8 protein-coding genes and 3 pseudogenes are annotated in these 13,236 nt (G+C 58.8%); 5 read left to right on the top strand and 6 right to left on the bottom strand.

Going from position 1 to position 13,236, the window contains the following annotated elements:
* Positions 1-1,681 precede the first annotated feature (1,681 nt).
* Entirely contained in the window at positions 1,682-2,821 is a 1,140-nt protein-coding gene (locus tag ACP2YO_RS13665) for a threonine aldolase family protein (protein WP_426441309.1), read from the bottom strand.
* Positions 2,822-3,249: 428 nt separating this feature from the next.
* Complete coding sequence (locus tag ACP2YO_RS13660) at positions 3,250-3,423, bottom strand: hypothetical protein (protein ID WP_426441308.1); 174 nt, start codon at positions 3,421-3,423, stop codon at positions 3,250-3,252.
* 641 nt (positions 3,424-4,064) lie between these two features.
* Between ACP2YO_RS13660 and ACP2YO_RS13655 the strand changes: the two genes are divergently transcribed.
* Both ACP2YO_RS13655 and ACP2YO_RS13650 read left to right on the top strand, forming a co-directional pair.
* A complete protein-coding gene (locus ACP2YO_RS13655) occupies positions 4,065-5,168 on the top strand; it encodes a saccharopine dehydrogenase C-terminal domain-containing protein (RefSeq protein ID WP_426441307.1) in 1,104 nt (367 codons plus the stop codon).
* 263 nt (positions 5,169-5,431) lie between these two features.
* A pseudogene (locus ACP2YO_RS13650) lies at positions 5,432-5,872 on the top strand (transposase); the annotation flags it as partial.
* Positions 5,873-5,947: 75 nt separating this feature from the next.
* Here ACP2YO_RS13650 and ltrA read toward each other — a convergent pair.
* On the bottom strand, positions 5,948-7,201 hold the full coding sequence (gene ltrA, locus ACP2YO_RS13645) for a group II intron reverse transcriptase/maturase (protein WP_426436699.1): 1,254 nt from the start codon (positions 7,199-7,201) through the stop codon (positions 5,948-5,950).
* A gap of 558 nt (positions 7,202-7,759) precedes the next feature.
* On the opposite strand from ltrA, the pseudogene ACP2YO_RS13640 reads away from it, so the two are divergent.
* Positions 7,760-8,668: pseudogene (locus ACP2YO_RS13640) on the top strand (IS5 family transposase); the annotation flags it as partial.
* 49 nt (positions 8,669-8,717) lie between these two features.
* On the opposite strand, the gene ACP2YO_RS13635 reads toward ACP2YO_RS13640, so the two are convergent.
* A complete protein-coding gene (locus ACP2YO_RS13635) occupies positions 8,718-8,975 on the bottom strand; it encodes a LexA family protein (RefSeq protein WP_426437214.1) in 258 nt (85 codons plus the stop codon).
* Positions 8,976-9,017: 42 nt separating this feature from the next.
* On the opposite strand from ACP2YO_RS13635, the gene ACP2YO_RS13630 reads away from it, so the two are divergent.
* On the top strand, positions 9,018-10,139 hold the full coding sequence (locus tag ACP2YO_RS13630) for an IS630 family transposase (RefSeq protein ID WP_426441306.1): 1,122 nt from the start codon (positions 9,018-9,020) through the stop codon (positions 10,137-10,139).
* A gap of 79 nt (positions 10,140-10,218) precedes the next feature.
* Here the strand turns inward: ACP2YO_RS13630 and ACP2YO_RS13625 are convergent, their stop codons facing one another.
* Positions 10,219-10,560, bottom strand: a complete 342-nt coding sequence (locus ACP2YO_RS13625) for a hypothetical protein (protein ID WP_426441305.1) — start codon at positions 10,558-10,560, stop codon at positions 10,219-10,221.
* 74 nt (positions 10,561-10,634) lie between these two features.
* On the bottom strand, positions 10,635-11,528 hold the full coding sequence (locus tag ACP2YO_RS13620) for a LysR family transcriptional regulator (RefSeq protein ID WP_426441304.1): 894 nt from the start codon (positions 11,526-11,528) through the stop codon (positions 10,635-10,637).
* A 518-nt stretch (positions 11,529-12,046) separates the two neighbouring features.
* On the opposite strand from ACP2YO_RS13620, the pseudogene ACP2YO_RS13615 reads away from it, so the two are divergent.
* A pseudogene (locus ACP2YO_RS13615) lies at positions 12,047-13,127 on the top strand (IS630 family transposase).
* Positions 13,128-13,236: the final 109 nt, after the last annotated feature.

Here is a 13,236-nt window from a genome sequence, read left to right as displayed (position 1 = left end):
CTTTTTTGTCGGACAAAGGTCGTTCGTTGTGACACGAAGGCATTGTCGGACATCAAATTTAGCGCCTTACGTTAGCTCGTTAGCGCTTGATTCATGTCGCCTCCCATTCTCGCCTCCTTTTCCCCTAGCGGCTAATGTTGCATGTCTCCATTGCCGCCACACCTACCTTTCCAGGTGGGCCGATCTCATTCAATGTCGACGCCATGCCACAGCTGGAAGATTGCCTCGCTCTATGGACCGCGCCTGCGTTGCGGAATGGACCGAGGGATGAGGAGGTCTGCTGTCAATCTATCCACCTTCCCTTTGAGGCTGTCGCTTCGAATGATTGTCGCTATCCGTCCACTTCTGTCCTCGACTATTGGCTCGCCTCAAGAACGACCATGGCGAACGCATGCGGCGAGTAATCAAAAATGATTCCAAGGCGGGAGACCGCTGCCATCTGCCGCCGCGTTGGCGGACGATGTTGTATGCGCGACAACGATCAAGCATGCTCTGCGAGAGTTATCGTGTGGAATCTTGCGTCGTCCGCGGGCTTGGAACCTTTGTATGCGAGACGCCCAGGTTAATTTGCAACGCCGAATTCCGTCTTATGGCCTTATTTCTTCGGAAGCTGTAGACGAATCGGCCTCCAATATGCATTCGTCACGAAGAGAGCGGTTGATCCCCGATGGCTCATCTCCCTCCGCAGTAGGACGAATACCGACGGTAACCGAACGGCGCCGCTCGTTGGCGAGGTCGCGCAACGGGCCGTCATTGAGCTCCGGCAGCCGCAGCTGCGTTTGGACGGCTCGGCGCACGAGGTTAAGGTCCTGTTGACTGGTCCCTGGCCGAGCCAACACTGCGGTCATCGCGCGCCGCGGCATGCCGAGGTTGTGGTTTGCGCGCAAACGTTTAGCGAATGTGGCACATGGCAGTCTCTCTGTCGGCATCTCGATCCTCTGGTGTCGGGCAGATGACCAAGCCCGGGTTGCAGGCTGGCAGTGGTGCCCGGCCCGCCGTCCCCGATCACGATCCGCTAGAAATAACCGTCACAATGCTCTGGAACGATCACGATGGCCAGAAATTAGTGACCGCGATCGTCTAGAACACGCATCATGAATTTGAAGAACGGTCTGGCGAAATCTGATATCCAATCGATTGTAACAAGCTTGCTCATGGGGGTACTCTTCAAGTGGACCGACAGCAGCCCCCACACTTTGGAACGCCGGGTGCGGAGGCCGCCGACCACTCCATCAGTTAATCGCGCCAAGGCAGGGTTGAAGGCGCTTCGAGCCTATCTGCCCGCGTCATCCGCGACATTGGCCGCAAGTCAAAGCCCCTGACTTGCCCAGTAGGATTGTCCTTGGACGCACACTGACGCAGGCGCCACGAGTGCCTGACCGGAAGGAGCCCGCCAGCGCTGACCCGGGTCTATTCGCTACAAGCCCCAGAGGTGAAGTGCACCGGCAAAGGTAAGGCGCACCACCCTACTAGTACGCAGTCAAGGTGTTCATCGACACGTTGCGCACGCCAAAGGCGGCTATCTCGGCGTAGATGTAAGATGTAAGGGTCCGCCGGGTAATCCGACGGCTACATGCTTGCAACCGCTATCCCGGAGACGCGCTTCGGCAGACCTTCTTCACCGACCTGGAAGCGTTGTTCTCGACAAAGGCCGTTTCACGCAATCGTCTCCTCTCGGTCGTCAAGTAGCTTGACTGGCGGCGGTGATGACACGTTCTAGACGCCGGAGGGCCTCCTCCACATCCGCGCGGTCTACATCGAGGTGGGTCACCATCCGGACAACCGTCGGAAGCCACGGCATTACCAGCAAATTCTCCGCCCTCGCCCGTTCGGCGAACACCGTGGCCGTCATGCCAAACGAGGCGACGTCGAGCATCACGATGTTCGTCTCGACGGTCGAAATCGCGATCGCAGGTTCGGTCAGCCACGCTAATCCGGCCGCAAGCGTTCGAGCGTTAGCGTGATCGTCCGCCAAACGTGTTCGGTGATTGCGGAGCCCGAAGAGTGCGGCCGCGGCTAGGATTCCTGACTGGTGCATCGAACCGCCATACCACTTTCGGTAGCGGCGCGCCGTCTGAATCACTTCCGCGGAGCCCGCCAGGACGGAGCCGGCCGGTGCGCCCAACCCTTTCGCCATGCACACTGAGACCGTGTCTACATCTCTGCAGTACTCGGCGGGCGTGATGCTTGTAGCCACGCACGCGTTCCACAGGCGGGCGCCATCCATATGGATCGTCACCTTACGCTGGTCGGCGAAGCAACGTAGTTCGCGAATGGTCGTCAACGGAAAGATGCGGCCGCCTGCGGCGTTGACTGTGTTTTCGATGCACAAAAGACGTGGGACGGCATAGCCGGATCCGCGCGGTTTGCGCAGCCAAGCCTTCTCGACGTCGTCGACAGTGAGCACGCCGTCGACGGTAGTGCAACAGTTGAGCGCCACGCCAGCGAGGCATGCGCTCTGCGCGCTCTCGAAAAAGTGGATGTGATAAGAAGCATCAAGAATGGCCTCCCCTCCCGGCTCGATGTGGCATCGCAGAGCGATCTGGTTGCTCATCGTGCCCGTGGGCATGAAGATAGCGGCGTCTTTGCGGAACAATGTGGCGCAATACGCCTCCAACTCGAGCACCGTTGGATCTTCGCGATAGAGATCGTCGCCAACCGGCGCACCAGCGATGATGGCGCGCATTGCCGCTGTCGGACGCGTAACGGTATCGCTACGCAGGTCGATAATCCGGGTGGCCGCTTTTGGGACTGCCGTCGTTGTCAGCGCACTACTGCTGCGGTGATGGCTGTGCGCGTCGCGGCCGAACTCCGTTTGCATTTCGAACTCCTTGCACCTAACAACTGATATCAGCACTAACCCAGTAATTACCAGCTTCCTCACCGATTCAATCGCCACTCTTGGTAGTTGACCGGCGACGGAAAGCTCTTCCATTGTTTATCGCGTGAACTCGGAGCTTTTTCGAGCGAACCCCAATCAAGAAAGGACAAGCTATGATTGGGTCGAAATTTCAAAGATCTCTGCGGATCGATCCTGTTGCGCGATACGGCCGTTAATCTGTTGGGCGGCAGTTAGTGCGGCCACGTAGGAATAGCTACCGCAAACAGTGACGCGTCCCGCGTCAATCATGGACCGGGCGAACCGGGTAGTGCTGACGTGACGGCTGTCGAACACGGACGTGTCTTTCTGCGTCGATGCGCCGGGAGCGGTTGCCCGCTTCCGGCGGTCGGAGATCCTCAACAGCCAATTCATGAGCAGCCAGCGGTAACCGGCGAGCCGATGGCGGCCATCGTGCGCATTTCGATGGCCGACGGCAGGCCGCTGGATGGACGACCGCGCATCGAGCGGGTGTGGCGCTCGCTCAGGCACGAGAACACTACGTCAAAGGCTATGTCGAGGACCACGAGGCGCAGGCCCAGCATCGCCGCCTAGATTACATTCTACATCACCCGTCGCCCGGACGTCAGGCGCTCAATGGACGCGCCAATAAGCCGCTAGCGCGAAGGCGTCAACGGACTTGTCGATATGACTGTGGACTCACGCTGCAGTTAAACAACGCTACTAAAGCGTGCCTACATGCCTACACCGGCGCCCTAGCAGCAAAACGCTGCTTGATATCAGGAGATCGGAGTGGCCGAGAATCCCACTAACAAACCGGTCCCGTGATCCCAGCATGCCTACGGCGAAAGCCGCTGGACCCGCCAACTAGAGCTGGCCCCGTTGGGTCGCAACCGACCGGCGGCTGCCTCGATTGCCCGCTTGATCACGAAGACACCTGCCTACAGGGCCTTGGCTGAAACAATCGTTTGATCGAGATAAAACTCCAGCACCGACTCGCTCGGACGCCCGCGGTCTCACGGAGCTCGGCTGCGGGATTTCTCGCCCAGAAGCACTAAAATAATCGTCTGCCTTTCAGTCTGTGGAGGATATGGGACTCTTTCGGATTGTCGCATCATTCGTCAATCTGCCAAGACAGGTAGGCTGAATTGCGCCTGTTGTCGCTATGAATCGCCGGATCGTTGCCTAGACTCATGGCCATCCAAGCTACAAAAAGGAGAGAAGCATGAAGGAGATCATCGTAATCGGTGCAGGCAAGATCGGCGGTGCGATTGCAACGATGCTGGCCGATACCGGCGATTACAACGTAACAGTCGCCGACCGCAGTAGCGAGCAGCTCGCTGAGATCGACGGCCACCCGGCGATTTCCCGTGCGATGCTTGACATCGCCAGTCAGGAAAGTCTGGTGGCCGCGCTTTACGGTAAATTTGCCGTGCTTTCGGCTGTCCCCTTCCATTTGACGGCGCACGTCGCCGAGGCTGCACTGGGGGCAGATGCGCACTATCTCGATTTAACCGAGGATGTCGCCACCACAAAGAAGATCGAGGCTCTGGCTCGAAACGCCGAGCGTGCATTCATCCCCCAATGCGGTCTGGCCCCCGGCTTCATTTCGATCGTCGCCAACGATCTCGCATCGCGCTTCGACCGCCTCGACAGTGTGCGCATGCGCGTCGGCGCGCTGCCGCAGTATCCCTCTAACGCACTCGGCTATAACCTGACCTGGAGTACCGAGGGTCTGATCAATGAATATATCGAGCCATGCGAAGCAGTCGTGGAAGGCAGACTGGTGAATGTGCCAGCCATGGAAGAACGGGAGGAGCTCTCGCTCGACGGCGTGGCCTATGAAGCTTTCAATACCTCCGGCGGCCTTGGCACGTTGGCAAAAACGCTGGAGGGCAAGGTACGCACCATGAACTACCGCACTATCCGTTATCCTGGCCATCAGGTTATAATTAAAGCGCTGTTGAACGACCTGAATCTGAGGAACCGCCGCGTTGTGCTGAAGGATCTGTTCGAAAACGCGCTCCCCGCAACTATGCAGGATGTGGTCGTCATCTTCGTCACGGTCTGCGGTTGGCGGCACGAGCGTTATGTGCAGGAAACCTATGCAAACAAGATCTATGCCGGAGTTGTTGCGGGGCGCAAACTGAGTGCCGTTCAGATCACCACCGCGGCCGGCATTTCCACCGTCGTCGACCTTTTGGCGCAGAAGAGGCTGTTAGCAAAGGGCTTTGTCCGACAGGAGGAGATCGCATTATCAGACTTCCTCGGCAATCGGTTCGGTCAGGTTTACAATCCGGAGGCGGTGCCGGCGAGGCAAGCCCGATGAGGCATTCGCGTGCCGTCAGCTCCGTTACGGACGCCACTAAATGTCCGGGCGCTCCGCCTTGCTTCCGCAGCAGCGGCACAAGCGCTCCTTAGGCAGTCGTCCGTGAAGAGCGGCTAAGCGATTGAGCTAGAATCGCATTTGTCGTTGTGGACTGTTTTGCGATTGCAGGGTTTTGATGCTTCGAGCATCGGAACCCTGCAATTTCATTTTCAGGATTCCGTCGAATCGCCAGTCATGATTCCGTCGTCGCATCGGAGGTGGCGATGCGACCGAAGAAGCACAGGACGACGGGATCGGGCGATCTGTTCCGGGCCAGGCTGGACCAGATCATCAATATGAAGCACGAGCTGGTTCAGCTCGCCGGCAAAGTCGATTGGGACTGGATCGACGGTGAGATCGCGCCGCTCTATAGCGAGAACGGTCGGCCAGGCATCGCGACCCGATTCATGATCGGGCTGCTGTTGCTCAAGCACATTTATGGCCTGTCCGATGAGGGGGTGTGCGAGCGCTGGGTCCACGACCCGTACTTCCAGTTCTTCACCGGCGAAGAGTTCTTTCAGCACGCCTTCCCGCACGAGCGCTCGGACCTGAGCCACTGGCGCAAACGGCTCGGCGACAAGCTGGAGCTGTTGCTGGCCGAGAGCTTGCGGGTGGCGCACGAGGCCGGCGCGTTACGCAGCCAGGACCTCAAGCGGGTCACGGTCGGTCGAGTAGCCCCGGGGAATTGCACCCCGAGGCTCTCACGAAACCGGACGTGAACCTCTCGATTCATCCGGCTTCTATCTTCCAGCCGCAGGTCGAATGCCGACTCGCCACAAATAGAGCAGGTTCGGATCGCGCTGTGCGAGCCGTCCCAACCAATATACTGAGGCGACTTTCCGGCCTTTCAACCGCTTGTATTTCCGCCTCGTCCAACGGGCGAGCGCGTCGTTAACGTGACGAAGGACGTTGACACATTCTGTCCGGTAAAACCGTCCATAATAGTTCAGCCATCCTTGCACGACAGGATCAATCAGCTTGGCGAGTTCTTCAAGACTCCAGTGGTTTCGCGTCGAACCCAGTCGCCATGAGCGAATGGTTTGTCGGATTCCTTTGGCAGCCTTGTTGCTGATTGCCGGGAGGAAGTTGAGGAACTTCTCGCCCTTTCGATCGCGAGCGCTGCGCGGCTGGAAGGTGTAGCCAAGGAAGTCGAACGAGATGTGTTCGCATTCCTTTCTCCGTTTATTATCCTTGCAGTAGACGATCCGGGTTTTCTCCGGGTGGAGCTCCAGACCGCATTCCGTAAGACGTTTTCGGATCGCCTCCATCACGGTTCGAGCCTCGCTTTCAGTTCTGCAATGGACTATCGCATCGTCAGCGTATCTTTCGAAACACAAACAAGGGAAGGTCCGCTGCATCCAGTGATCGAATGCATAGTGCAGAACCAAATTTGCGAGCAGCGGTGAAACCACTGAACCCTGAGGGGTTCCGCGTGTTCTCTCCACAAGGATTCCGTCTTCTTTCTCCACGGGAGCTTGCAGCCACCGCTTTACGTAGAGACGAATCCAACTCAGTTCCGTGTGGTGGGCGACGGCCTTTTCGATCAGGTGCCAAGGAATTGAGTCGAAGAACGACTTGATATCAAGGTCGATAACCCAGTCGAATTTCCAGCAACGCTTTCGCGCTGTCCCGACTGCGTCAAGCGCCGAACGGCCGGGCCGATAGCCATAGGAGTCGGGATGGAATATTCGTTCCATCGTCGGCTCCATAACCATCTTTGCAACCGTCTGAGCCACGCGGTCAGCTATAGAGGGTATTCCTAACGGTCGCTTCCCTCCATTAGCCTTGGGAATTTCCACGAGACGGACGGGAGGCGGAAAGTATGTCCCCGACGACATTCGATTCCAGATCTTGTAGAGGTTTCTCTTCAAGTCCTTTTCGAATTCCTCGATGGAGACCCCGTCCACACCCGCTGACCCGCGGTTCGCTTTCACCTGTTTCCAAGCTTCCCAAACGAGATGCTTGGGGATCTGATACGACTTTGCCTCAGTCATCGGCTCCTCCCGTTTCCGGTTGGCCTGTGACTTTGGCTGGAAGATCGGGTCCCTTCGCTCCGCCCGTATTACCGGGCCTCATCACTATTACGAACCCGTCCGCCCCTGCGTCGCGCATTGGTACTCTGCCCTCGGCGGGTCCGCCGCCTTTGGGGTCTCCCTTGGCATCGCGACGCAGGTTCCCATGTTCCGCGCAAGAGCCTGCCATCGGGATCACGCCGCCTCTACACCGGTTGCCGCTCGGCCAATAGACAGGCTCTCGCCGCGCTTGATCCCAGGAGGTGGTATCGCCCCTGGTTTCGACAACACCTGAACTGTACTTTCGATGCATCATCGGCGGTTTACTTGCGTTCGTCTTCCCGTGGCTCACCTGACGGGCTGATTGCCCGCCTTTTCCAGCAACGCTCACCACCTCAGCCATTGAGCTAAAGCAGCTTGTGGCGGTTTGGACTCTGATCCTGCAATCCGAGTCCGAGGGACCTGCCCTCATCTCTTGCGCAGCAAGGCTGCTCGAAAGATGGTCTACATATTCAACCTCCTTCTTCGCGCCGTCATGGCGCACATACCACCGTGCAGCCGAAGGCGATCACCTTCCCGACCGATGCCAAGCTGCTGCACGCGGCGATCAAGGGGCTCAACCGCCTGGCGAGGAAGCACCGGGTCAAGCTGCGGCAGTCCTACCTTCGCATTGCCAAGACCGCGGCAATGATGGCGGGGCGCTACGCCCATGCCAAGCAATTCAAACGGCATCAGCGGCAGTTGCGCATCCTGCGTAGCCGGCTGGGCCGGATCATCCGCGATCTCCGCCGCAAGATCGAAGGTCAGGCTGTGATCGAGAACGCGTTCGCCCTCCCGCTCAGCCGGGCTTCGCAGATCCGCTCGCAGCAGCAACGCCAGCGCGGCTGGAAGCTCTATTCCTTCCACGCCCCGGAGGTGGAGTGCATCGGCAAGGGCAAAGCAGCCGCGCCTTACGAGTTCGGCGTCAAAGCCTCCATCGTCACCAACAACCGCCTGGCTCCTGGGGGCCTGTTCGTGCTGCACGCCACGGCGCTACCCGATAACCCGTACGACGGTCATACCTTGCAGGACGTCATTGACCGCACCGAGACACTCACCGGCTGCGCGATCGAGCGGGCCTATGTCGACAAGGGATACCGCGGTCACAACGCACAAAATCCCCGCCGAATCTTCATCTCTGGCCAGAAGCGCGGCGTCTTCGGTGTCATCAAGCGCGAGCTGCGCCGCCGCTCCGCCATCGAACCCATCATCGGACACCTGAAGACCGATGGTCACCTCGGCCGCTGCTACCTCAAAGGCCGCGCCGGCGATGCGGCTAACGTCATCCTCTCAGCCGTCGGCCACAACTTCCGCCGCATCATCGCCTGGCTAAGGGCTCTTTGGTGCCTGATCCTGACCACCCTCATCGCTGCCGCCAGCGACCGCTCTCCGCTTAATTCGGTTTCTTAACGGACGACTAGTGGCTCTGCACAGTGATTTTGACGGGTTGGGTCGGCGGTCAGATTAGCTCCGGCAGGTCGTTGGGATCGACGAGGACTTCGATACTACGAGGTGTCCTGGGCTGCCTTTTGATGAGGCCGCCTCGCTCGAGCGAGAGCACCATTTGGTGAACCGAAGGCGGGGTGACGCGAAAATACTCTCGCATGTCGGTTTCCGCCGGGGGTCTGCGGTGCAGACGCGTATAGAGGTGGATGAAGGCGAGGTACTGCCCCTGTTTGGGCGTGAAGGCTTTTGCCGAAGGACTCACGCCGGCCATCCGATTCAGTTGTTCGTGCGTGCCTCGATCAAGGAGGCAGGCATGAATGTACGCTATCGGGTCGAACTCAGCCAAGTCGAGCGGACCGAACTCAAGGCGCTGCTTAGCGGCGGCAAGCATGCGTCCCGCAAGCTCAAGCGAGCACAGATTTTGCTGGCTGCCGATGCCGCGGCCGGCGACGAGGAGATCGCCAGGAGCGTTGGCGTGAGCGGCTCGACCGTGTACCGGACCAAGCGACGCTTCGTGGAAGGCAATCTGGAGCGGGCGCTGAGCGAAGAGCCGCGTCCCGGAGCGGAGCGCAAACTCACGGGCAAGGAAGAAGCCTTGCTGGTGGCGACCGCCTGTGCCAGCCCCCCAAAGGGCCGTGCCCGCTGGACGCTCAAGCTGCTGGCAGGTGCGATAGTCAATCTCACCGAACACGACAGCCTGTCGCACGAGACGGTTCGGCGACGCCTGGCGGAAAATGACCTCAAACCATGGCGCAAAGATATGTGGTGCATTCCGCAGGTCGATGGCGAATACGTCGCCCGCATGGAGGACGTGCTTGATCTCTATGCCGAGGTGCCCGATCCCAAGCGGCCGGTCGTGTGCTTCGACGAAAGTCCGGTGCAACTCATCGGCGAGGTCCGTCAGCCAATCCCGATGAAGCCGGGCCGGCTCGAACGTTACGATTACGAGTATCGTCTCAACGGGACGGTCAATCTCTTCGTTCTCCTCGACGTGCATCGTCCCTGGCGCAAGGTCAAACTTACAGAGCGACGAGCGGCAAAAGATTATGCCGAATGCGTACGTGACCTCGTCGACATCCATTATCCCGATGCCGAGACCATCCGGGTCGTGCAGGATAACTTATCGACCCACTCCGCCGGCGCCCTGTATCAGACCTTTCCGCCCGCCGAAGCCAGACGGATCTTGCGGCGGATCGAGTTCCACTTCACTCCCAAGCACGCAAGCTGGCTCAACATGGTTGAGATCGAGATCGGCGTCTTGCGGGGACAGTGCCTCGCTCGCAGGATCGACGACCCCAAGCGACTGCGCCGCGAAATCACCGCTTGGGAACGGCAGAGAAATGCTGCACGCTCCCGCATCAAATGGATGTTCACGACAGAAAAAGCGCGCGCAAAAATGGGCCGAGCCTATCCAGACGCTTCCAAAGAGCCATAATCACTGTGCAGAGGTACTAGGCTCAGTAGGTGCGAAACTTCCTGTTGGAGGGCGCCTTGTACGATCACCTTGAAAGCTTCTACCGGAACTCCATACTTGATGGCGCACCGTTCGCGGACGTAGCGATACTGGCAACTTTACCACCGTGCAGAAGGCGGTGCGAGACCTCAGCTTCCTCAAGATCAAGTGCAACGAGCCCGTGTGGATCGTGCAGGTCTCGATCCAGATGCTTCGGAGTATCGAGGCGCTGAAGAACAATGATCGCAGATTGAGATAGGAGTGTTTGTCCTCTTAGGTAGCCGGTGATTCTGACCATGCCGGCTCGCAGGTTCTCCGGGACGCGCTCGCGCGAGCCGTTGTTGGGCGACTTGCGCAACGGAGTGACGCAATAGAGTGCTGAAGGTACACCGACGACGATCAAGTTGAATTTCGCTGATGCCTCGGCATGGGCTCCGAGACGGTAATTTTTTCTATCGCGAGTGGATTTCAACTAGCTTACCGGTCTGCGGCGGTTTCAGCGAGCAGCCAATCCCGAAATACGACGAGGGGGGGATGGGTTGATCGCTCAGGTGGCCATACCAGATAGTACCGCTCGGGGCTCTCCATTGGCAGATTGAGTGCGCGAACGAGTTTTCCGCTCGCCAACTCGTCCTGGATGAGGAAGGTCGGCAGCAGCGCGATGCCGATCCCAACCATCGCCGCTTGGGCGACTGTTGCAAATTGATCGAAGTACATCGTCTGTCCGGACGCCCCCTCTATGTTTTGTGCGGAAAACCATTGGTCCCAGGCATTAGGGCGTGCCGAGTTGCTGAGCAGCGGAGCCTCCTTCAGATCACCTGCCTTGCGGAATCTGTACTGTTTCTTCAGCTCGGGGCTGCAAGCTGGGACAACCTCTTCGGAGCGCAACAAAGCCATCTCAGCGCCGGGCCAGTCCCGCGGTCCGAAATGGATGGCTGCGTCCAGCGCTTCGGTCCGGAAATCAAAATAGGTCAGGCGAGTTGTCAAATTGACAGTGATGCCCGGATTCTGCGCAAGAAACTTTGGGAGTCGTGGTGCAAGCCAGCGCGTGCCGAAGGTCGGCAGGATGGCGAGATTGAGCGTGCCGCCCCTCGGATTGGCGTGAAGGTTGAAGGAAGCCGTGCTGATCTTGCGCAGCGCGTCGCGAATTTCGCGGGCATACGCTTCGCCGGCGGCCGTCAGCTGGATCGACTGGCGTTGACGTACAAAGAGCTCAACATCGAGCTGCTCCTCAAGGAGCTTGATCTGCCGACTTACGGCGCTTTGGGTGAGGCTAAGTTCTCTCGCAGCCAAGGTAACGCTACCAGTTCTGGCGGCGGCCTCAAACGCCGACAGCAATGCAGTCGACGGAAGAAATCTGCGAGGAGGCATTTTATTCCGACTGAGAATGATAGGACATGACAATATCTCGAACGATTATGCTAGACTGGAATGAAGTACTTGTCATCGTTGCAACCCGAGTACGGTCTCAACAATCGAAAGATGGCAGCCAGCGATTTGGCAGTTAAGCTTCACATGTGCATTCGAAATCAAAATTCGGAAATGTCCGACGCTGCGTGAGAAGTACCTATGAGAGGGAAACTAGCGGTGTCCAGGGTCAGCGCTCGCCTTGGAAATTGGCGTCCGAACGGATCGCAAACTACACCATCGCGGTCCAGCGGGTCTGCGCCAGCGAACTCCGCCATTGACGATCTTCCGCAAGCTGCGCCGCAGCATCTGCGTTCGTTGTGTAGATCGTCTTCCTGAGCTAAGCCAAAGGCGGCACCACTACTTCCATACGTAGCGCTGCCTGATCGCGGGATAGGGATTGCCCCGCGCCGCCTCTAGCCTCTAAGTGTTAATATCGACTAATATTTGGGTGCCAGTGATTTGCGGAAGGGATCGCTCGGATGGCGCGTCCGATCAAGCTGATAGAGGCTGAGCCCGATGTCGTGAAGGAACTGCGGCGGCGGTCACGTGCGACGACCAGCACGGTGCATGAGCGAGAACGGGCGGACATCGTCTTTGGCCGGCTCGAAGGGCTTGCCGTCTCGGTGGTGGCGGAACGGCTTGGCACCACAGCGAAGCGTGTCTCGACGTGGTCGAAGCGGTTCGAGGAGCACGGCCTCGCGGGGCTCGATGACAAGATTGGCCGTGGCCGCAAGCATTCGATCCCTTCGGGGAAAGTCGCGCGCGTGATGACCGATGCGACGCGCCCGCCCAAGACGCGGACCCGTTGGAGCTTGCGCACGATGGCGAAGCACGCAGGTGTTTCGGCAAGCTCGGTACAGCGCATCTGGTCGCAGAACGGCTTGAAACCGCATGTCGTGAAGACGTTCAAGCTCTCGAACGATCCGGAATTCGAGGAAAAGTTCTGGGACGTGATTGGGCTCTATCTTGATGCGCCAGCCAGGGCGCTTGTGCTCTGTTGCGACGAGAAGAGCCAATGCCAGGCCTTGGAGCGCACACAACTCGGCTTGCCGCTCGCGCCGAAGCGGCCGCGCACGATGACCCATGATTACGCGTCACGGCACGATCACGCTGTTTGCAGCCCTCAACGCGCTGGAAGGCAGGTTGATCACGCGCACCGAGGCCCGCCACACGCACGTGGAATGGCTGCGGTTCCTGAAGCAGATTGATCGCGAGACACCCAAGTGCTTCGACATCCATCTGATCCAGGACAACTACGCCACCCACAAACACCCGAAGGTCAAGGCGTGGCTCGAACGCCATCCACGCTTCAAATCCCACTTCACGCCGACCTCGTCGTCGTGGATGAACCTTGTCGAGCGCTTCTTCGCCGACTTGACCGCGGATGTCATCCGAACCGGCAGCTTCGGCTCGGTCAAAGAACTGGTCGACGACATCAACGCTTACCTCGCCGAACGAAACGCCAACCCAAAGCCGTACAGGTGGAAGGCCAAAGGCGAGGCCATCCTCGAAAAAATCCATCGCGCCCGAACTGCCCTCAACAGGGGCGAGGCCGCGTGAGTTATTGGTCACCATTTGCGAGGCAGGACACTAGCTCGTCCAGTCTAACCAGCGCCACGTCGGCCTGGCGGGTATGGCTGCACGGGACAGCAATTCATGTTTGAAACTC

The sequence above is a fragment of the Bradyrhizobium genosp. P genome, from assembly GCF_049949265.1.
Lineage (GTDB): Bacteria > Pseudomonadota > Alphaproteobacteria > Rhizobiales > Xanthobacteraceae > Bradyrhizobium.
This window is presented reverse-complemented; position numbering and strand designations above follow the sequence as displayed.